This window comes from Nocardioides sp. B-3 (assembly GCF_024703895.1).
GTDB lineage: Bacteria > Actinomycetota > Actinomycetes > Propionibacteriales > Nocardioidaceae > Nocardioides.
Genome location: NZ_CP087968.1, coordinates 3,938,225 through 3,957,337 on the forward strand (window position 1 = coordinate 3,938,225; position 19,113 = coordinate 3,957,337).

Sequence of the window (19,113 nt, forward strand, 5' to 3'; positions counted from 1 at the left end):
TCTCTCATCCTACGCCGCCATCCTGATACAGCCTGAGCGCCGCCCGTGCACTGGCTGTGAACGATTCGGAAAACTCCGGGGGCGCAATCACGGTGGCGTGCGGGGCCACCCGGAAGAGCAGCTGCTGGAGCCACGACTCGCTCGCCACGTCGATCACGACATCGAGGGTGCCGTCCGGTCCGGGAGCGGATTCGGAGACCGGGTAGTACTCCGGCACCCACTGGGCGGCCGGCTGGAGGCGCAGGGTCACGGCCACCGTCTCGCCGTCGCCACGGAACCAGCCACCGGACAGGTCGCGGGGCTCCGCGGCACGCTGGGAGACCGGGTCCGGCAGCTCGGTGGCAGCCACGATCCGGTCGAGGCGGAAGGCTCGGTCTCCGTTGGCGGTGTGGCACCGGGGCGTCGAGGTAGGTCGCGTCGCCGACCCGGGTGAGGGCGCGGGGTTCGACGATCCGCGAGGACTGCTCGTCCCGGCTCGGCACGTAGTAGGAGATCTCGAGCTGGTGTCCGCGGTCGATCGCACCCTGCAGCAGCGGCAGCAGGTCGGCGCCCGGGGCGTCGTCGCTGGTCACGTGGATCTGCTCGGCCGCTGACGCGGCGCCGGCCTCCTCGAGCTTGGCCAGCGTTCGCGCCACGACCTCGCGTGTCTCGGCGGAGGCGCTCTGCTCGATGGCCCGCAGCGCCACGACCAGCGCGGCTGCCTCGGAGGGCCCGAACCGGACCGGGCGTGCGAGGTAGTCGGCGTTGTCGACGCGGATGATCCCCTCGCCCTCCAGCGCGTCGAGGTCGACGTTGATCAGGTCGTCGGGGTAGCCACCCGGCAGCCCGCACATGAAGAGGACCCGCAGGTCCTTGTCGAGCTGGGCGGCATCGACGCCGAGCGCGGCGGCGGCCTCGGAGATGCGCACCTCGCCGTGCTGGTGCAGGTAGGGCACGAGCGCGAGCAGGCGACCGACCTGTTCCCCGGCGGCGTGCGAGACCGGCTTGGGCGTCGTCACGCGATCACGCCCTCGAGCCGTGAGACGACCTCGGCGCGCAGGTCGTCGGGAGCCTCGACGACGGCGTTGGCACCGAGCGTGAGCACGGTGTTGACGAGGTCGCGGACCCGGCCGCTGACCGTGAGGCGGTCCCGGGGCCGTGAGTTCGTCGGGGCCGGCGACGTCTTCCTCGATCACGGCGGCGTTGCGGCGTACGCCCACGCCGGTGCGCTGACGGACCAGCAGCGTCGCCTCGATGTCGGGGGTGCGGTGCACCGGGCGGTGCGCGACCAGCTTCACGTCCGTGCCGGCCGGGACGTCGTACGCCGCAGTCTTGCCGGTCAGGGTCACCTTGCCCTGCACCCGGGAGAGCCGGAAGACGCGCTCGGCCTTCCGGTCGAGGTCGAACCCCACGACGTACCACCGCCCGGACGACCGGACGACGCCCCGGGGCTGGAGGCGGCGCCGCGCCGGGTTCTCGCCGGGACGGCGGTAGTCGAACGTGATGACCCGGCGCTTCTGGGTGGCCTCCCAGCAGGCGTCGAACGCCGGTTCCTCGGCCCGCAGGCTGGGCGGGACGAGGCCGAGCCGACTCGTGTCGATCTCGACGCCCTGCGCGGCCAGCTTGCGCATCGCCTCGGTGGTGGCGCGCGCCAGCGTGGCCTGCTCCCGGGCGCGCCGCGATGCCGAGCACGGCTGCCTCGTCGGCCTCGAACGTGATCTCCGGCAATGAGGACGTGTCGGGAGAGATGCGATAGCCCTGCTCGTCCTCGAAGTAGCCGTCGAGCGAGCCCACCTCGATCACGACACCGAGCTCGCGGAGGTCTTCCTTGTCCCGCTCGAAAGCCTTCTCGAAGGCCTCGTCGCCACGGATGTTGTCGGCGTATTCACCGTAGTGAGCGCGTCGGATGTCTCGCTTGGAGACGAAGCGGGTCTGGGCGAGCAGCATGATGTAGAGATTGAGCAGTCGCTCCGACTTCTCCGCCATGCCGCTCCCCCTCCCTGCTTTCGACGTGCTCGGTCAGGCGGCGGCGAGGATGTCGATGACGAAGAACAGCGTGTCGGTGCCCTTGATCCCGGCGCTCTTGTTGCCTTCCTTGCCGTAGCCGTCGGCCGGCGGGATCGACAGGATCACGCGGGAGCCGACGGTCTTGCCGACCAGTGCCTTGTCCCAGCCGGCCACGACCTGGCCCACGCCGATCGGGAAGGAGGTCGGGTCCTTGGAGTAGGACTCGTCGAACGGCGCCTTGGCGTCGTAGACCTGCCCGAGGTAGTTGACCGCGATCGTCTGGCCACTCTCCACCACGGGGCCGTCGCCCTTGACCAGCGTGGTGTCGAGGAGGTTCTTGCTCGGCTTGTTGGCGTCGGCGAAGTCGAAGCCGGTGATGACACCGTCGGCCTCGATCAGGCTCGGCGACCACTTGGCAGCGTCGCGCTCCTCACCGGTCGGCTCGTCGCCGACGCGGGCCATCAGGTCGACCACGAAGACGAGGCCGTCCTTGTTGCCGATGCCGAGCTGGGAGTTGCCGGCCTCGCCGAAGGCGTCGGTGGCGTTGGCCGCCACGGCGACCCGGGAGCCGACCTTGTGGCCCTCCGGGGCCTCCCCGGAACGGCTTGGAGATCTCGCCGATGAGCAGCTGCGGCGCCTTCGTCTCGTAGCTGTTGTAGGCCTCCTCCTCAGTGAAGCCGTTGCCGATCCAGATGTGGGCGAGCGCGCCGTCGCCGGCCTCGATCACGTCGCCGTCGCCCTCCGTGAGGACCTCGGTCTCGATCTCCTCGGGGTCGACCTCGCCCTCCCGGGTGACCTTCGGCGCCTTGCCGATGTCGCCGGTGATCTTGACGCTGTCGAGTCCACCGGCCGCGTCGGTGCCCGACCCGTCGTCGGAGCCGCAGGCGGTGAGCGAGAGTGCCGTGAGGGCGAGGACGCCGCTGGCGGCGACGAGGCGGGTGCGGGTGGAGCGAGACACGATGGGGTCACCTAATCCGTTGATGTGCAGGACAGCGCGGGTCACCCTATCCGGCCAGTCTGTGACGTTGTTGAACGACTCACATGCCGTCGATGAGTCGTTGCACGCGCTCGTCGTAGGCCTTGAACGGGTCCTTGCACAGCACCGTGCGCTGGGCCCAGTCGTTGAGCTTGAGGTGCACCCAGTCGACGGTGAAGTCGCGCCGTCGTTCCCGGGCCTTGCGGATGAACTCGCCGCGCAGCCGGGCGCGGGTGTTCTGCGGCGGCACGCTCTTGGCCTCGAAGATCTTCAGGTCGCTGGTGACGCGCGTGACCGCGCCCCGCTTCTCGAGGAGGTAGTAGAGCCCCCGGTTGCGGTGGATGTCGTGGTAGGCGAGGTCGAGCTGCGCGATCCGCGGGTGCCCCATCGGCAGCCCGTGCTTGGCGCGGTAGCGATCGATCAGCTTCCACTTGATCACCCAGTCGATCTCGCGGTCGACCAGACCGAGGTCGTCGGACTCGATCGCCTTGAGCCCGCGCTCCCACAGGTCGAGCGCCTGCTCGATCAGCGGCGTGCTGATCTGGCGGCGGTCGACGAAGTCGCGCGCCTTGCCGAGGTATTCGGCCCGGATCTCCAGCGCACTCGCCTCGCGGCCGTTGGCCAGCCGCACCTTGCGGCGACCGGTGACGTCGTGGGAGATCTCCCGGATGGCTCGGATCGGGTTCTCCATCGTGAGGTCGCGCATCACCACGCCCTCCTCGATCATCCGCAGCACGAGGTCGCACGAGGCCACCTTGAGCATGGTGGTCGTCTCGCTCATGTTGGAGTCGCCGACGATGACGTGCAGGCGGCGGTACTTCTCCGCGTCCGCGTGCGGCTCGTCGCGGGTGTTGATGATCGGCCGGCTCCGGGTGGTGGCGCTCGAGACGCCCTCCCAGATGTGTTCGGCGCGTTGGGAGACGTTGTACGTCGCACCGCGTGGCGTCTGCGTGACCTTGCCGGCGCCGACGACGATCTGGCGGGTGACCGGGGAAGGGGATCAGGATGTCGGCGAGCTTGCTGAACTCCCCGGCCCGCCCGACGAGGTAGTTCTCGTGGCAGCCGTAGGAGTTCCCCGCGGAGTCGGTGTTGTTCTTGAAGAGGTAGATGTCGCCGGCGATGCCCTCGTCGTGCAGGCGCTGCTCGGCATCGAGCAGCAGCCCCTCGAGGATCCGCTCCCCCGCCTTGTCGTGCGTGACGAGGTCGACGATGTCGTCGCACTCGGGCGTCGCGTATTCAGGGGTGGCTACCGACGTCGAGGTAGAGCCTCGCGCCGTTGCGGAGGAAGACGTTGCTCGACCGACCCCAGCTGACGACCTTGCGGAAGAGATAGCGCGCGACCTCGTCGGGGCTCAGCCTGCGCTGGCCCTTGAACGTGCACGTGACGCCGTACTCGTTCTCGATCCCGAAGATCCGACGGTCCATGACCCCACCCTAGAACCGTGCTGGGCGTCGTGTGGGGCCGAACACGCAAGTCTCAGGGAAGGGGATCGCCCGGGTCCCCCGGAGGGGTGCCCGGAGCAGGCGGCTGGGACGGGTCCGGGATCGGCGGCTGGGGCGTGGGTGGCGTCGGCTGACCCGGGTCGGCCGGGTCCGGTCGGGTGCGGCGCAGGAGCGGGCGGTGCGATGGGCGGCGCGGTCGGTGGCGGCACCCGGTGCTCCGTCGGCTCGCCGCTCAACGGGTGCTCGAGCGGCGGCACTCCCCCACTGACCCGGTCGGTGGGATCGGCCGGGTCATCCGTGCCGGGCGCGGTCGGCGGCGTCGCGCCCACGTTGTCGTCGCTGCGCGGGGTGTCGGGCTGCTCCGGGCCTCGGTCTCCGAGGATCTCGACGAGCCGCGACGGTCGCAGGCGGACGAACTTGCGCGGCTGCGTGCGGGTGCGGTCGAGGATCGCAACCTCGAGGTCGTCGACCGGGATCACCCGGTCGCCGGAGTCGGTGTGCCCGAGGGCAGCCACCGCGACGTGCATGGCGTCCTCGAGGCTGGCGCCCTCGACGTAGTGCTCCTTGAGGTGCGTGGCGACGATGTCCGCCGCTCCGCCCATCACCGCGAAGCCGTGCTCGTCGGCGACCCGGCCGTCGTAGGTCAGGCGGTACAGCTGGTCCTCGGCGGGCTGGTCCCCCACCTCGGCCACGAAGATCTCCACCTCGTAGGGCTTCTCGCCACCACTGGAGAAGATCGTGCCGAGGGTCTGCGCGTAGGCGTTGGCCAGTCCGCGACCCGTCACGTCGCGGCGGTCGTAGGCGTAGCCGCGCATGTCGGCCAGCCGCACGCCGGCGATGCGCAGGTTCTCGAACTCGTTGTAGCGACCGACCGCGGCGAACGCGATCCGGTCATAGATCTCGGAGACCTTGTGCAGCGCCTCGGGACGGGTTCTCCGAGACGAAGAGGATGCCGTCGGCGTACTGGATGGCGACAACCGACCGACCGCGGGCGATGCCCTTGCGCGCGAAGTCGGCGCGGTCCTTCATCAGCTGTTCGGGCGAGACGTAGAACGGGGTGCTCATGGTGTCCTCAGATCAGGGCGGCCGCGGGGCCATCGGGGCGCTGCATGCGCGCGGCGAGCATCCGGTCGGCGATCTCCGCGACCTCGGCATCGGGCATCCGGTAGCCGCCATCGGCAGTGACGACCCGGACGACCGGGAAGATGCGGCGGGTGATGTCGGGACCACCGGTGGCGGAGTCGTCGTCGGCGGCGTCGTACAGCGCCCGGATGACGGCCGTGACGCAGCCTTCTGCCGTGAGGTCCTCGCGGTAGAGCTTCTTCAGCGAGCCGCGAGCGAACAGCGAGCCCGAGCCGACGCTGTGGAAGGCGGTCTCCTCGTAGCGGCCACCGGTGACGTCGTAGCTGAAGATGCGGCCCCGGTTGGAGTTGAGGTCGAAGCCCGCGAAGAGCGGCACGACGGAGAGGCCCTGCATGGCCGGGCCGAGGTTGGCGCGGATCAACGCGGCGAGCCGGTTGGCCTTGCCGTCCATCGAGAGCGTCGTGCCCTCGATCTTCTCGTAGTGCTCGAGCTCGGTCTGGAACAGTCGGACCATCTCGACGGCGAGGCCGGCGGTGCCGGCGATCCCGACCACGGAGTATTCGTCCGCAGGGAAGACCTTCTCGATGTCGCTGCTGCGCGATGATGTTGCCCATCGTGGCGCGGCGGTCGCCCGCCATCACGACTCCGCCGGGGAACGTCGCGGCGACGATGGTCGTGCCATGGGGAGCGAGGTCGCCGGCGTGGCCGGAGGGTACGGCGCGGCGCGACGGCAGCAGGTCAGGCGCCCGGACGGCCGTGGAAGTCGCTGAAGGAAGAGGTGCCCGGCATCAGGTAGGCAGCGGGCAGGCGCGGGTCGCTCACTGGCCACCCTTCTGGATGAACGACTTCACGAAGTCCTCGGCGTTGGTCTCGAGCACTTCGTCGATCTCGTCGAGGATGGCGTCGACGTCGTCGTCGATGACCTCCTTGCGCTCGGCAACGTCGGTCTCGACGACCTCGTCGGTCGCCGTCTCGTCCCGGGTGGATTTGCGCGGTTGCTTCTGTTCCCGGGCCATGCCTCCGACCCTATCCACAAAACGAAACCACGCACGGGAAGCGCCCATTGGGCCGGACGTTGCGGACGGCTGCGCTACCGAACAGTCAGGGGGCTGCCAACGAAGTCTGCCCCCGTACCGTTCGGTAGCTCGGGGCCGCGACGACAGGGACTACCGGGTGAGGCGGGCGACCGGGTCGAGGGCGGTGTCGCACTCGTCGAGCAGGGCGCCGACGTGGGCCTTGCTGCCGCGGAGCGGGTCGATGGTGGGGACACGCTGGAGGGACTCGCGGCCGGGGAGGTCGAAGATGACCGAGTCCCGGGAGGCGGCGGCGACGTGTTCGGCGTACTTCTCCGGGCAACGGCCGCGGAAGTAGGCGCGGGTGTCCTCGGGCGGGTCGTGCATGGCGTCCTCGACCGACGCGTCGTCGAGGAGGCGCTCGATCCGGCCGGCCGCGACGAGCTTGGCGTAGAGACCCTTGTCGGGGCGGATGTCGGCGTACTGCAGGTCGATCAGGTGCAGCTTGGCGTCGTCCCAGTCGAGGTCGTCGCGATCGCGGTACTGCTGGAGCAGCTTCAGCTTGGCCACCCAGTCGAGCTCGCCCGCGCACTGCATCGGGTCGTGCTCGAGCCGCGTCAGCACCGACTCCCAGCGCGCCAGCACGTCGACGGTCTGCGCGTCGGCGTCGTCACCGAGGCGGTCGTCGACGAACTTGCGTGCGAGGTCGAGGTATTCCATCTGCAGCTGGACGGCCGTCATGGTGCGGCCGTCGTGCATGGTCAGCAGGTGCTTGAGCGTCGGGTCGTGCGACACCGCGCGCAGTGACGCGACGGAGCCGCTGACAGCCGGGTCTGTGGTGATGAACTTGTCCTCGATCATCGCCAGCACCAGCGCGGTCGTGCCGACCTTGAGGTACGTCGACACCTCGGCCAGATTCGCGTCGCCGATGATCACATGGAGCCGGCGGTACTTCTCCGGGTCGGCGTGCGGCTCGTCGCGGGTGTTGATGATCGGACGCTTCAGCGTCGTCTCGAGCCCCACCTCGACCTCGAAGTAGTCGGCGCGCTGGCTGATCTGGAACCCGTGCTCGCGCCCGTCCCGGCCGATGCCAACGCGACCCGCGCCGCACACCACCCGGCGGCTGACGAAGAACGGCGTCAGGTGGCGCACGATGTCGGCGAACGGGGTCGAGCGCCGCATCAGGAAGTTCTCGTGGGCACCGTAGGATGCGCCCTTGTTGTCCGTGTTGTTCTTGTAGAGCACGATCTGCGCCGTCGCCGGCGGCTGCGACGCGAGCCGCTGGGCGTCGAGCATGATCTGCTCCCCGCCTTGTCCCACTTGACGATGTCGAGCGGAGACGTCACCTCGGGCGTGGAGTACTCCGGGTGCGCGTGGTCGACGTACAACCGTGCCCCGTTGGTGAGGATGACGTTGGCGAGCCCGAGGTCCTCGTCGGTGAGCTGACTGGGATCGGCGACTGGCGCGACATGTCGTAGCCGCGGGCGTCGCGCAGCAGCGGCGACTCCTCCTCGAAGTCCCAGCGTGCGCGGCGTGCCTTGATCGTCGACGACGCGTAGGCGTTGACGACCCGGGAGGACGCGACCATGGGGTTGGCAAGAGGGAGGCCCTGCACGGAGATGCCGTACTCGACCTCGGTTCCCATCACGCGTCGTACGCTCATGTCATGAGCCTACGGCTGTGGGACGAACACGTGGTGCCTCGTCTGGCGGATGTCTCGCTGAAGGGACACGAGATCGGCGAGCTGCGCGGCCGGACGTGCGTGGACCTGAGCGGTCGGGTCCTCGAGATCGGCTTCGGTTCGGGGCTGAACGTCCGCTGGTATCCGCCGGACGTGACCTCGATCAGTGCGGTGGAGCCATCCGACGTGGGATGGGGCCTCTCGGAGAAGCGACGGCGGCGCAGCGCCGTACGCATCGAGCGGGCCGGGCTCGACGGCCAGCACTCGGCCCTGTCGGACGAGTCCCATGACGCGGCCCTCGTGACGTTCAGCCTGTGCACGATCCCGGATCCGGCGCTGGCCCTGCGTGAGGTACGCCGCGTGGTGGGCCCGCAGGGACGGTTGCACTTCCTCGAGCACGGTCTCGCCCCCCGAACCCGACATCCAGAAGCAGCAGCGGCGCTGGGAGCCCCGGCAGCGCAGGCTGGCCGGCGGGTGTCACCTCACGCGCGACATGCCGGCGCTGATCGAGGCGAATGGCTGGGAGATCGAGACCGTGGAGGCGTTCTACCTGCCGGGCCCATCGATCGGACGGCCGTGGACCCACCTCTTCATGGGCAGAGCGCGGTCAGCCTGAGGCCTTGTCCTCTTCAGCGCAGCCGCGGGACGGTGGCCCTGGTCGGGCTTGATGCCGGTCTTGTCGGCGTAGAACTCGCGGACGCGGTCCATGTCGGCCTTCACGTCGCCGGTGAGGTCGAAGGTCGGGCCCCACCCGACGGTGCGGGTCGCGCTGTCGAGATAGGCCAGTGTGACCGGGATGCCGGTCTTCTGCGAGATCCGGTAGAAGCCCGACTTCCAGTAGTCCGTCTTGCTCCGCGTGCCCTCGGCAGCGAGGCCGAGCAGGAAGCCCTCGTCGACCTCCGCGTCGGCGAGCAACCGGTTGATCGTCTCGGTGGGGTCGGACCGGTCCAGGGGGCACGGCGCCGGTGGAGCGCAACAGCGGACCGAGGGGGCCCTTGAAGAACTCCTTCTTCACCAGCAACCGGATGTTCACGCTGCTGTCCCACCCGAGCAGCAGGGTCAGGACCCAGTCCCAGTTGGAGGTGTGCGGGGCGCCGACGAGGATGCCGCGCTGGGGCACCTCTCCCGCAGTGCGCCAGCGACCGAGACGGAGCAGGACGCGCGCAAGCGTGCGTCGGACCGAAGAAGTGTCGGCTCATGGCCGGAACTCTAGGTCCGAGCGAGGGTGGCCCGCTCAGCGGCTCCGCAGCTTGCCGAGCACGGCGAGGACGACCAGCACGATGACGACGATGACCGGGATCTTGATCATGAACTTCTCCTTGTGTGGGGTCAGGGGGTTCAGCGACGGCGGGACTGCCGGGCGTGTGCGATGTTGACGCCGACGATGCCGGCCCACGAGATCGTCAGCCCGACGATCGAGGGATCGTCCGCGGCCGCGAGGTTGATCGCGGTGACGGGGATGCCGACGGGAACCGGGGAGACGATCGCCAGCGCCAGCTGCCGCGGTCCGCCGGAGGCCCGGGCGCGCTGCGCCTGTTGACGCAGCTGCGTCTCGGCACCGACCCGGCGCGCCACCTCGGCCTCGATGCGGTCGGCGAAGCCGTCGACGAGCTCGGCGTCGTAGCGCAGGCCGAGCTCGCGTCGGGTCTCGAGCACCGCCTCGACCTCGGAGCGCTCGAGCTCGTCCGGTGTCACAGGTATTGGCCGGTGTTGGTGAGGTTGTCGATCGACCGACCCGGCTCGGTGCCCTGCTTGCCGGTGATGAGCGTGCGGATGAAGACGATCCGCTCGCCCTTCTTGCCGGAGATGCGGGCCCAGTCGTCGGGGTTGGTGGTGTTGGGCAGGTCCTCGTTCTCCTTGAACTCGTCCACGCACGCCCGGAGCATGTGCTGCACCCGTACGCCGCGCTGCTGCTGTTCGAGGAAGTCCTTGATCGCCATCTTCTTGGCCCGGTCGACGATGTTCTGGATCATCGCGCCGGAGTTGAAGTCCTTGAAGTAGAGGACCTCCTTGTCGCCGTTGGCGTAGGTCACCTCGAGGAAGCGGTTCTCCTCGGACTCGGTGTACATCCGCTCGACGGTGGCGCGGATCATCCCTGCGACACACGCGTCGCGGTCGTCGTGGAACTCGGCGAGGTCGTCGGGATGCAGCGGCAGGTCGGCGGTGAGGTACTTCGTGAAGATGTCGCGCGCGGACTCCGCGTCGGGCCGCTCGATCTTGATCTTCACGTCGAGGCGACCCGGTCGCAGGATCGCGGGGGTCGATCATGTCCTCGCGGTTGGAGGCACCGATGACAAGCACGTTCTCCAGCGTCTCCACGCCGTCGATCTCGCTGAGCAGCTGCGGGACGATCGTGTTCTCCACGTCGGAGGACACCCCCCGAGCCGCGGGTGCGGAACAGCGAGTCCATCTCGTCGAAGAACACGATGACGGGTGTGCCCATCGACGCCTTCTCGCGCGCCCGCTGGAAGACCAGCCTGATGTGCCGCTCGGTCTCGCCGACGTACTTGTTGAGGAGCTCGGGGCCCTTGATGTTGAGGAAGTAGGACTTGCCGGAGCTGCCGGTCTTCTCGCTGACCTTCTTGGCGAGCGAGTTGGCCACGGCCTTGGCGATCAGCGTCTTGCCGCATCCGGGCGGGCCGTAGAGCAGCACGCCCTTGGGCGGCTTGAGCTTGTGCTCCTTGAACAGCTCCGGATAGAGGTAGGGCAGCTCGACGGCGTCGTGGATCGCGTCGATCTGCGCGACCAGACCACCGATCTGCGAGTAGTCGATGTCGGGCACCTCTTCGAGGACCAGCTCCTCCACCTCGGACTTGGGCACCCGCTCGTAGGCATAGCTGGCGCGCCCGTCGAGGAGCAGCGAGTCGCCGGCCTTCGGCGGCGTGTCGAGCAGTGGGGCCGCGAGGCGAACGACCCGCTCCTCGTCGGCGTTGGCGATCACCGGGGCCCGCTGCCCGTCCTCGAGCAGCTCCTTGAACATCACCACCTCGCCGACCTTCTCGAACTTGAGCGCGGCGACGACGTTGAGGGCCTCGTTGAGCATGACTTCCCGGCCCCGGACCAGCTCGTCGAGCTCGACGGCGGGACTGACGTTGACCCGCAGCTTGCGACCGCCGGTGAACACGTCGACGGAGTCGTCCTCGTTGCGGGCAAGGAAGGTGCCGAAGCCGGCCGGCGGCTGCGCGAGCCGGTCGACCTCCTCCTTGAGCTTCATGATCTGGTCGCGGGCCTCGCGCAGCGTCTGGGCGAGCCGTTCGTTCTGGCTCGTCACCGCGGCGAGCGAACGCTGGGTGTCGGCGAGCCGGAGCTCCGGGCCGCGAGCCCGGCCGGGCACCTCGGTCAACCGGCGACGAAGGTCGGAGACCTCGGCCTCCGGAAGCGCACCTGCGTGGCGAGCTCGTCGGGATCCATTCCGGACCCTGCGGGCGTGGATGTCGAGTCGGACATGTGCCTCACCTCCTGTTGCTTCGGACATTACCCATCTGGCGATGAGACGGAAGTGGATATCCACGAGTGTTGGTCACGATTTCGATGCGGTACGGCGACGACGACTCACCCGTCGGGGTCGTTGAGCCGCCGGATGGCGGCCAGCTCGGCGGCGCTGAACTCGCCGGATGCCTCGAGCACCCGCTGGAGGACTGCGAACTTGCGGGCGATGTAGGTGTCGATGTCCATGACGGGATCTTCCGCGAGCGAGAGCTTCACGTCGGCATACGCGTCTCGAAGGTCGTCTCGCGCCTTGAGGGTGTCCCGGACCGCGAGGTGGTTGCGGACGTTGGTCGTGCCGTTCTCGCACACGTAGACGTTGCGTCGCGGCGACTCGTCCGGGGCGAAGAACGCCTCCCGGCCGGTGACGCCCGTGTCACCGCGGTGGGCGTACCCGATGGCGGCCAGCGCCTCGACCGCTGCCGGCACAGAGTCTCGGGAGACGATGACGTCGATGTCCGGGATCGGCTTCGCAGCGAGCCCGGGCACGGAGGTCGAACCGACGTGCTCGACCCGTGCTCCCGGAACGGTCGCGAGCGCCGTACGAAGGCCAGCGGCGACGCGCTCGAAGTCCCGGGACCAGGTGACCGACCAAGCGACGACCTCGACCATGCGCAACACCTCCTGCTCGGGGGTCCAACCCAAGCAGGAGGTGCGTACGGCGCGGGACCGCGGGCTACTCCGAGGAGGTACCGAGGGCACACATCAGCCCGTCGACGGGTGCGAAGGAGACGACGATGTCGGCACCCTCGCCTCGCGACAGGGTGGTGATCGACAGGCTCTGCTTGGCCAACGTCGACTCCCCGTCGATGCTGATCACGAAGTCCGTGCCCTCGCGTGTGACCGCCACCGGGAGCTCGGCGGTGTTTCCGCACGGGTCCTCGCCGGGCGGGTCCGTGGAGAACTCGGGAGAAGCACCACTGGTGGCACCCTCCTCGTCGGTGACCACCGTGCCGTCGTCGGGCAGGTCGCCAGAGGGGGCATCGTTGCCCGCGGTCACCTTGCCGGAGCCGTCGATCATGACCCCGTTGCCGGCATTGCCGCCGTAGGACACGTCGGCGGTGACGCCCCCGGTCGGCCGGGGCCTTCTCCGAGCCGTCGGCGTCGGTGAGCTCGTGGATGCGGACGACGATGTCGCCGTCGGCCGAGGTGTCGACGGCGAAGGCGGGCGAGCCGCCCATCGTGGTGATCCCGATCCCGGTCGCCAGAGCCGCGATGCCGGCGGCCGCAACGGCGGCCACGGAGCGTCGCCGTCGCTTGGCGGGCACTGTCGCCCTTTGCGCGACATTGGCACGGAGCTCGGTGAGCAGGGCTGTCTCGAAGGGTGTGAGCGTGTTCATGACGGGGTCTCCTCGGTGAGGGCGAGCGGCACGAGGGCCGTCGCGAGCTGGGACTGCAGCCGGGTGCGGGCTCGGTGGAGCCGCACCCGCGCGGTGGGCGGCTTCACCCCCAGCACCATTGCGGCGTCGGTGACGGAGAGTCCGTCGAGGGCGACGAGCTCGAAGAGCTGGCGGTCGCCTTCGGAGAGGCAGCCGAGGGCGTCATGGACGCGACGCAGCTCCCGCTCGGCGTCGATGCGCTCCTCGATCCGGGCGATCGAGTCGGGGTCGAGAAGCCGTCGCCCCCGGATCCGGCCGACGGCTCGGCGTTCGCGGGCGCGCTGTCGGACGTCGTCGGCGATCACGTTGCGGGCGATGCCGATCAGCCGGGCACCGGGCACTCCGCGTTCCGGTGAGTAGCGCGCGGAGGCGTCGATGGCTGCCGGGAAGATGTCGGCGGTGAGGTCGGCGGCTCGGTGCGGGTCGGTCACGCGTCGCGCGACGAACCCCGACACCGAGTCGAGGTGGCGGCGGTAGAAGGCCTCGAACAGGTCGGGGTCATTGCCGATCCCCTGCACCTGCTGGCCTGAGTCGTGGTTCATGCCTCTACTTCGCTCGCCACGACCCCAGCGTTACACCTCGGTCGACTCCGTGGCCTCCAGCGGCGGCAGGTCGGCCGGTCGCGGGCCGGTGTAGTCGATGCCGTAGGCACCCGGCGCGGGCCGGCGGGTCTTGCGCAGCGCCTTCTCCCCCGGTGCCATGCGGCGCGCGGTGACCGGGGAAGGCGGTGTGGCCGATCATCTTGTGGTCGGGGCGTACGGCGAGGCCCTCGACGTGCCAGTCGCGGACCATCGACTCCCACGGGTGCGGCTCGGTGAACCCACCGTGCGCGCGCAGCGTCTCCACGACGCGGGACAGCTGGGTGGTGGTGGCGATGTAGGCGCAGACGATGCCGCCCGGAACCAGCTTCTCGGCGACCATGTCGACACAGTTCCACGGGTCGAGCATGTCGAGGATGATCCGGTCGACTCGGCCCTCCAGCTGGGGCAGCTCCTCCTTGAGGTCGCCCAGCTTCAGCTCCCCGAGCCGGGTGCGATGAGCCGGCGGGGGCGTTGAAGAACTGGTCGACGTTGCGCTTGGCGACCTCGGCGAACTCCTCGCGAAGCTCGAACGACGTGACCTTGCCCCACGGACCGACCGCCCGCAGCAACGAGCAGGTGAGCGCACCGGAACCGGCACCGGCCTCGACCACGCGGGCGCCGGGGTAGATGTCGGCGAGCGCGACGATCTGGGCCGCGTCCTTCGGGTAGACGACGGCCGCACCGCGCGGCATCGAGACGACGAACTCCGAGAGCAGTGGCCGGAACACGAGGTACTGCCCGCCGGCCGACGACGTGACGGTGAAGCCCTCGTCGCGGCCGATCATCTCGTCGTGATCGAGGTGGCCCTTGTTGGAGAAGAACCGCTTGCCCGGGGTCAGCTCGAAGTTGTGCTTGCGACCCTTCTGGTCGATCAGCCGCACCCACTCCCCCTCGCGCAGCGGGCCGCGGTGGACACCGGACCACGCCTCGGCGGGCACGTCGGGACTGATGGGCGCAGAACTCTCGGACATGCGCGGAACCCTAGTGGGGCAAGGCTCAGGCGCGTGACTCGCGGAAGGCCCTGTCCACGTCGGCGGTCGACAGCACGCCCATCACCGAGCCGTCGTCCTCGAGCAGGAGGTATTCATCCGCGGGGCGCCGACTGATTGCCATGATCAGGTCCTCGCCCGCGATGGCCGCCGGCAGCGTGAGCCCGTCCTCGAGGGTTCGTGCCACGGTGCTGACCGTGACCCACGGGCGTCGCTCGACCGGGGTGGCGAGTACGGCCGCCTCGCTGACGATGCCGGTCGGTCGGCCGGACGACGTGACGGTGACGATGCTCCCGGCGTCGATCTCCTGTGCCCGCCATGCGGCCTCGGCGAGGGGTGTGTCCTCGGCGACGGCCAGCGTGCGCCTCGCCAACGGCCGTGCCACCAGGTGCGGGAGGCGGCGGCGCATCCGGGCATGCGACATCGCGGCCGTGGCGCCGGTCCAGAGGAACAGGCCGAGCACGATGACGAGGAGGTAGTCGAACATCGTCGGGGGTACGCCGAAGACCTCACGCTGGATGACCGGCCAGCCGAGCAGCGCGATCGCCGTGAGTCGACCGCCCCAGCCGGCGACGATGGTGCCGCGGTTGGCGTCGCCGGTGGCGCGCCAGACGATGGACTTGAGCACCCGACCACCATCGAGTGGCAGGCCGGGCACGAGGTTGAGCGCGCCGATGAGCAGGTTGGCACCGGCCAGTCCCTCGATGGCGACCCGCACCAGTCCCTCGGGAAGCAGGAACCAGACCCCCACCGAGGCGAGCCCGACGGCGATGGAGGTCAGCGGTCCGACGACCGCGATCCAGAACTCCCGGCGCGGCCGCTTGGCGGCGCCGTCGATCTCGGTCATGCCGCCGAGGAAGTGCAGGGTGATCGAGTTGACGCCGAAGCCGTAGCGCTGTGCCACGATGGCGTGCGACGCCTCGTGCATCAGCACCGAGAGGTAGAGCACGATCGCGAACACCGGGCCAGCGACGTACTTCAATGCCCCCGGGCCGGGCTCGACCTGCTCGATGCGGGGCGCGATCGCGAACGAGATCAGCGCGGCGATGATGAACCACGAGCTGGTGACCGGGACGTCGATGCCGGCGATCGAGCCGATCCGGATCGTCCCGGGCGCACGCGGGGCGGGGGCGGGCTTGTCAGCCCCCGAGGGCGGCGTCTGTGTCACCACTTGAGACTATCCGGCTGGTCATCGGAACCTGCTGTCGGTGCCGCGCTCTAGGGTGCCGAACATGCAGCACACGTCGCCGGCCGAGATCGTCTCCACACCCGTGGACGGCATCGACGTGCTCGGTGCACTGTCACCGAGCCGCGCGGGCGACTTCATGACCTGCCCGCTGATGTATCGCTACCGCACCCTCGACAAGCTGCCCGAGCAGCCGTCCGCCGACGCCGTGCGCGGCACTGTCGTGCACAAGGTGCTCGAGGGACCTCTTCGACCTGCCGGCCATCGACCGCACACCGGACCACGCTGCCGACCTGTTGGTCCCGTCGTGGGACGCGCTGCTGGCCGAGGAGCCTGAGCTGGCGGAGATGTTCGGCGGCGAGGGCCCGGACGTGGCAACCTGGCTGACGAGCTGCCGCGAGGTGCTCTCGCGCTATTTCACCCTCGAGGACCCGCGCCGCCTCGAGCCGGCCGAGCGTGAGGTCTACGTCGAGGCGTTGCTCGACTCCAAGCTGCTGCTGCGAGGTTTCGTGGACCGCGTCGACGTGGCGGCCGACGGGCGGATCAGGGTGGTCGACTACAAGGGCCTCGCGCTAGAAACGCCGCTGCCCACGCCGACGGGCTGGACGAGCATGGCCGACGTTGCCGTGGGCGAGCAGGTCCCGGGCGCGAACGGGCTGCCAGTGACGGTTGTCGCCAAGTCGGGAGTGCATCACCGTCCTTGCTATCGCGTCACGTTCCTCGATGGATCGTCGGTTGTGAGCGACAATGTGCACCTGTGGCGGGTGGTGACGAACTATCGACAGACACACACGGTTCAGACCGTGGACACCCATCGCCTTCACGAACTCGTTCGCCAGCATCAGCGCGACAACAGGCCGAAATCAGTCTGGATCAATTCTGCTTCGGAACTCAACTTGCCGGATATGGACGACCTGCCAGTGTCGCCATGGCTTCTAGGGGCCCGGCTAGGTGACGGCGACACCCGAGCCGGCGCCCTGACGGTTGGCCAGCTCGACCACGACGACATGCTCACACTGGCCAAGGAGTACTGGCCTCGCAAGATCTCGACCAGCCGCGAGAAGACAGCTTGGCGATTTGCGCTGTCAAAGCTGGACGATCGCTGCACGTTCGGTCATTCCGACTTCAGACCCGCAACTCCCCGGGCACACCACGCGACGGTGCGCCGGGGGAGGAGTCGCACGTCGACATGACCCAGTGGAACGTCTCGCTGTCGGCGGAGCTCAAACGCCCGGGAGTGCTTGGCAGAAAGCACATTCCCCGGGCGTACCTACGGGCGGGCGCGTCGCAACGTTTGGCGCTCCTTCGCGGACTCATGGACACGGACGGTTGGTGGAACAAGACACGAAGGCGAGCAGGGATTCACGACCACCGATGATCGGCTGGCCAGCGACGTCGTGGAATTGCTCCGCACCTTGGGAGTCAATCCGTGCCACTTCCAGAAGCCCTACCTCAATGCAGTTCGTCCGGGGCGCACCCGGCACGTCATCGAGTTCACGCCCTCGCGGTTCAATCCCTTTTCGCTTCCTCGCAAGGCAGCGGCGTGTGAAGGCGCCATCACTGACGTTCAGTCCGCTCTGGCCGACCGCAGGATCATCCGCTCTGTAGAGCCGATTGCGTCTGTTCCCACGCAATGCATCTCGGTCGACGCCGAAGATTCCATGTACCTCTGTGGACGAGGATTCGTTCCGACGCACAACACCGGTCGTTCTCCCGGCGAGGCCTTCGAGGCCAAGGCGCTGTTCCAGATGAAGTTTTACGCGCTGGTCATCTGGCGCACCCGCGGCGTCGTTCCGGCGATGCTCCAGCTCGTCTATCTCGGCAACGGCGAGCTGCTGCGCTACGAGCCCGACGAGGCCGACCTGCTCGCCACCGAGCGCAAGATCGAGGCGATCTGGCGCGCGATCAAGGAGTGCGAGGAGACGCGGGGACTGGCGCCCGAACAAGTCGGCGCTCTGCTCGTGGTGCTCCTACAAGCCCCACTGCCCCGAGTTCGGCGGCACACTGCTGCCCGTGCCCGAACGCATGCCCACGCCCGATCCGGCCGGAGACCTCGACACCGACGAGGGCATCGTCGCCGCACCCTGATCGCCCGCTGGCCCTACGCTGCTCCCCGTGAATGCCACGAAGTCCTCCACCATGAGCCGCTGGCTCACCCGGGGGTCAGGCCGAGCCCGAGGGCTACTACGAGAGTGAGCGTGAGGTCAGCGCCCACCACGAGGTCAAGCCGTGGTGGCGCGTCATGTGCCTGACCGGCGTCGACTACTTCTCGACGCTGGGCTACCAGCCCGGCATCGCCGCCCCGGCTGCCGGCGCGCTGGCGCCGATCGCCACGATCGTGCTCGTCCTCATCACCCTCTTCGGGGCCCTGCCCATGTATCGCCGGGTGGCGGAGGAGTCGCCGCACGGCGACGGCTCGTCTCTCGATGCTTGAGCGCCTGCTCTCCTACTGGCCGAGCAAGCTCCCGGTGCTCTGCTTGATCGGGTTCGTGGCCACCGGTTTCATCATCACGATCACCCTCTCGGCCGCGGATGCGGCAGCTCACGCCGTGGAGAACCCGTTCCTGCACGAGGCGCTCGACGGCGGCGAGCTGTGGGTGACACTCGCACTGCTCGCTGCGTTGGCCGCAGTGTTCCTCAAGGGCTTCTCCGAGGCCATCGGCATCGCCGTGGGGCTCGTGGTGCTCTACCTCGGTCTGTCAGCGGTCGTGATCGGATCGGGCATCGTCGGCATCATCCAGGAACCCGGGCTGATCAGTGACTGGAAGGCGGCGATGCTCACCGAGCACACCAGCCCGATCGCGATCATCGGCGCCTCACTCCTCGTGTTCCCCGCCCTCGCTCTCGGTCTGTCAGGCTTCGAGACCGGCGTCGTGGTGATGCCGCTCGTCGAGGGTGACCCCGACGACGATCCGGCGAAGCCCATGGGCCGTATACGCAATGCACGCAAGCTCCTCACCACGGCGGCGCTGATCATGTCCGTGCTGCTCGTCGGATCGGCGTTCGTGACCACGCTCTTGATCCCCCACGCGGAGTTCGAGGAGGGCGGCGCGGCCAATGGTCGAGCACTGGCCTTCCTCGCCCATGAACGCCCGGGCGACGGTTTCTGGCACGGCCTACGACATCGCGACTATCGGCATCTTGTGGTTTGCGGGGTGCATCGGCCATGGCCGGCTTGCTCAACATCGTGCCGCGCTACCTCCCCCGCTATGGCATGGCACCCGACTGGGCTCGCCTCACCCGGCCGCTCGTCCTCGTGCTGTTCCTGATTGCGGTCGTGGTGACGGTCCTCTTCGATGCCGACGTCGAT

Annotated in this window: 21 protein-coding genes and 6 pseudogenes; 6 read left to right on the top strand and 21 right to left on the bottom strand. The window is 68.9% G+C overall.

What is annotated here, in order from left to right:
* Positions 1-4: 4 nt before the first annotated feature.
* From LP418_RS26005 to dop, 12 genes and pseudogenes are all read right to left on the bottom strand, one after another.
* On the bottom strand, positions 5-523 hold the full coding sequence (locus LP418_RS26005; RefSeq protein WP_336276142.1) for a helix-turn-helix transcriptional regulator: 519 nt from the start codon (positions 521-523) through the stop codon (positions 5-7).
* Positions 456-1,610, bottom strand: a pseudogene (locus tag LP418_RS26010) (WYL domain-containing protein); the annotation flags it as partial. The pseudogene LP418_RS26010 and the gene LP418_RS26005, both read right to left, overlap by 68 nt.
* A 388-nt stretch (positions 1,611-1,998) precedes the next feature.
* On the bottom strand, positions 1,999-2,448 hold the full coding sequence (locus LP418_RS26015) for an FKBP-type peptidyl-prolyl cis-trans isomerase (RefSeq protein WP_257954237.1): 450 nt from the start codon (positions 2,446-2,448) through the stop codon (positions 1,999-2,001).
* The gene (locus LP418_RS26020) at positions 2,417-2,944 is read right to left on the bottom strand and encodes a hypothetical protein (RefSeq protein ID WP_257954238.1); all 528 of its coding nucleotides are present in this window, start codon (positions 2,942-2,944) and stop codon (positions 2,417-2,419) included. Before LP418_RS26020 ends, LP418_RS26015 begins: the two co-directional genes overlap by 32 nt.
* A gap of 79 nt (positions 2,945-3,023) precedes the next feature.
* Complete coding sequence (locus LP418_RS26025) at positions 3,024-3,938, bottom strand: proteasome accessory factor PafA2 family protein (protein WP_257957197.1); 915 nt, start codon at positions 3,936-3,938, stop codon at positions 3,024-3,026.
* A gap of 76 nt (positions 3,939-4,014) precedes the next feature.
* Positions 4,015-4,173, bottom strand: a pseudogene (locus tag LP418_RS34715) (proteasome accessory factor PafA2 family protein); the annotation flags it as partial.
* 25 nt (positions 4,174-4,198) lie between these two features.
* Complete coding sequence (locus LP418_RS34720) at positions 4,199-4,387, bottom strand: proteasome accessory factor PafA2 family protein (RefSeq protein ID WP_257954239.1); 189 nt, start codon at positions 4,385-4,387, stop codon at positions 4,199-4,201.
* Complete coding sequence (prcA, locus tag LP418_RS34725) at positions 4,315-5,322, bottom strand: proteasome subunit alpha (RefSeq protein ID WP_442940327.1); 1,008 nt, start codon at positions 5,320-5,322, stop codon at positions 4,315-4,317. Before prcA ends, LP418_RS34720 begins: the two co-directional genes overlap by 73 nt.
* Complete coding sequence (locus LP418_RS34730) at positions 5,297-5,470, bottom strand: hypothetical protein (protein ID WP_442940027.1); 174 nt, start codon at positions 5,468-5,470, stop codon at positions 5,297-5,299. Before LP418_RS34730 ends, prcA begins: the two co-directional genes overlap by 26 nt.
* 7 nt (positions 5,471-5,477) lie before the next feature.
* Positions 5,478-6,277: pseudogene (gene prcB, locus LP418_RS26045) on the bottom strand (proteasome subunit beta).
* 29 nt (positions 6,278-6,306) lie between these two features.
* Complete coding sequence (locus LP418_RS26050) at positions 6,307-6,504, bottom strand: ubiquitin-like protein Pup (RefSeq protein WP_257954240.1); 198 nt, start codon at positions 6,502-6,504, stop codon at positions 6,307-6,309.
* 150 nt (positions 6,505-6,654) lie between these two features.
* Positions 6,655-8,164, bottom strand: a pseudogene (dop, locus tag LP418_RS26055) (depupylase/deamidase Dop).
* 3 nt (positions 8,165-8,167) lie between these two features.
* On the opposite strand from dop, the pseudogene LP418_RS34735 reads away from it, so the two are divergent.
* Positions 8,168-8,527: pseudogene (locus tag LP418_RS34735) on the top strand (class I SAM-dependent methyltransferase); the annotation flags it as partial.
* A 201-nt stretch (positions 8,528-8,728) separates the two neighbouring features.
* Here the strand turns inward: LP418_RS34735 and LP418_RS26060 are convergent.
* From LP418_RS26060 to LP418_RS26100, 9 genes and pseudogenes are all read right to left on the bottom strand, one after another.
* The gene (locus LP418_RS26060) at positions 8,729-9,097 is read right to left on the bottom strand and encodes a hypothetical protein (protein ID WP_257954241.1); all 369 of its coding nucleotides are present in this window, start codon (positions 9,095-9,097) and stop codon (positions 8,729-8,731) included.
* Positions 9,098-9,416: 319 nt separating this feature from the next.
* On the bottom strand, positions 9,417-9,578 hold the full coding sequence (locus LP418_RS26065) for a hypothetical protein (RefSeq protein WP_257954242.1): 162 nt from the start codon (positions 9,576-9,578) through the stop codon (positions 9,417-9,419).
* A complete protein-coding gene (locus LP418_RS26070; protein WP_257954243.1) occupies positions 9,521-9,877 on the bottom strand; it encodes a hypothetical protein in 357 nt (118 codons plus the stop codon). Before LP418_RS26070 ends, LP418_RS26065 begins: the two co-directional genes overlap by 58 nt.
* Positions 9,874-11,629: pseudogene (gene arc / locus LP418_RS26075) on the bottom strand (proteasome ATPase). Before arc ends, LP418_RS26070 begins: the two are co-directional and overlap by 4 nt.
* 105 nt (positions 11,630-11,734) lie before the next feature.
* Positions 11,735-12,280, bottom strand: coding sequence for a GrpB family protein (locus LP418_RS26080; protein ID WP_257954244.1), 546 nt, complete (start codon positions 12,278-12,280; stop codon positions 11,735-11,737).
* A gap of 64 nt (positions 12,281-12,344) precedes the next feature.
* Positions 12,345-12,722, bottom strand: a complete 378-nt coding sequence (locus LP418_RS26085; RefSeq protein ID WP_257954245.1) for a hypothetical protein — start codon at positions 12,720-12,722, stop codon at positions 12,345-12,347.
* Between the two features lie 282 nt (positions 12,723-13,004).
* Complete coding sequence (locus LP418_RS26090) at positions 13,005-13,589, bottom strand: RNA polymerase sigma factor (RefSeq protein WP_257954246.1); 585 nt, start codon at positions 13,587-13,589, stop codon at positions 13,005-13,007.
* Complete coding sequence (locus LP418_RS26095) at positions 13,586-14,599, bottom strand: tRNA (adenine-N1)-methyltransferase (RefSeq protein WP_442940028.1); 1,014 nt, start codon at positions 14,597-14,599, stop codon at positions 13,586-13,588. The genes LP418_RS26090 and LP418_RS26095 overlap by 4 nt, the downstream gene beginning before the upstream one ends.
* 25 nt (positions 14,600-14,624) lie before the next feature.
* Positions 14,625-15,785 (bottom strand): site-2 protease family protein, encoded by a 1,161-nt coding sequence (locus LP418_RS26100; protein ID WP_257954247.1) that lies wholly within the window; start codon positions 15,783-15,785, stop codon positions 14,625-14,627.
* Between the two features lie 64 nt (positions 15,786-15,849).
* Between LP418_RS26100 and LP418_RS26105 the strand changes: the two genes are divergently transcribed.
* The 5 genes from LP418_RS26105 (at position 15,850) to LP418_RS26125 (ending at position 19,072) form a co-directional block, all read left to right on the top strand.
* Positions 15,850-16,140 (top strand): PD-(D/E)XK nuclease family protein, encoded by a 291-nt coding sequence (locus LP418_RS26105; RefSeq protein ID WP_257954248.1) that lies wholly within the window; start codon positions 15,850-15,852, stop codon positions 16,138-16,140.
* Positions 16,141-16,150: 10 nt separating this feature from the next.
* Entirely contained in the window at positions 16,151-16,996 is an 846-nt protein-coding gene (locus LP418_RS26110) for a RecB family exonuclease (RefSeq protein ID WP_257954249.1), read from the top strand.
* A gap of 468 nt (positions 16,997-17,464) precedes the next feature.
* Positions 17,465-18,055, top strand: coding sequence for a hypothetical protein (locus LP418_RS26115; RefSeq protein ID WP_257954250.1), 591 nt, complete (start codon positions 17,465-17,467; stop codon positions 18,053-18,055).
* Positions 18,046-18,237 (top strand): hypothetical protein, encoded by a 192-nt coding sequence (locus LP418_RS26120; protein ID WP_257954251.1) that lies wholly within the window; start codon positions 18,046-18,048, stop codon positions 18,235-18,237. The genes LP418_RS26115 and LP418_RS26120 overlap by 10 nt, the downstream gene beginning before the upstream one ends.
* On the top strand, positions 18,230-19,072 hold the full coding sequence (locus tag LP418_RS26125) for a hypothetical protein (RefSeq protein ID WP_257954252.1): 843 nt from the start codon (positions 18,230-18,232) through the stop codon (positions 19,070-19,072). Before LP418_RS26120 ends, LP418_RS26125 begins: the two co-directional genes overlap by 8 nt.
* Positions 19,073-19,113 lie beyond the last annotated feature (41 nt).

Coding starts and splice junctions, on each gene's coding strand:
- LP418_RS26015 (WP_257954237.1), bottom strand. CDS start 2,448: ATGGCCCGCGTCGGCGACGAGCCGACCGGTGAGGAGCGCGACGCTGCC.
- LP418_RS34720 (WP_257954239.1), bottom strand. CDS start 4,387: ATGGACCGTCGGATCTTCGGGATCGAGAACGAGTACGGCGTCACGTGC.
- LP418_RS34730 (WP_442940027.1), bottom strand. CDS start 5,470: ATGAGCACCCCGTTCTACGTCTCGCCCGAACAGCTGATGAAGGACCGC.
- LP418_RS26050 (WP_257954240.1), bottom strand. CDS start 6,504: ATGGCCCGGGAACAGAAGCAACCGCGCAAATCCACCCGGGACGAGACG.
- LP418_RS26080 (WP_257954244.1), bottom strand. CDS start 12,280: ATGGTCGAGGTCGTCGCTTGGTCGGTCACCTGGTCCCGGGACTTCGAG.
- LP418_RS26090 (WP_257954246.1), bottom strand. CDS start 13,589: ATGAACCACGACTCAGGCCAGCAGGTGCAGGGGATCGGCAATGACCCC.
- LP418_RS26095 (WP_442940028.1), bottom strand. CDS start 14,599: ATGTCCGAGAGTTCTGCGCCCATCAGTCCCGACGTGCCCGCCGAGGCG.
- LP418_RS26105 (WP_257954248.1), top strand. CDS start 15,850: ATGCAGCACACGTCGCCGGCCGAGATCGTCTCCACACCCGTGGACGGC.
- LP418_RS26110 (WP_257954249.1), top strand. CDS start 16,151: ATGTTCGGCGGCGAGGGCCCGGACGTGGCAACCTGGCTGACGAGCTGC.
- LP418_RS26115 (WP_257954250.1), top strand. CDS start 17,465: ATGTACCTCTGTGGACGAGGATTCGTTCCGACGCACAACACCGGTCGT.
- LP418_RS26120 (WP_257954251.1), top strand. CDS start 18,046: ATGTGCCTGACCGGCGTCGACTACTTCTCGACGCTGGGCTACCAGCCC.
- LP418_RS26125 (WP_257954252.1), top strand. CDS start 18,230: ATGCTTGAGCGCCTGCTCTCCTACTGGCCGAGCAAGCTCCCGGTGCTC.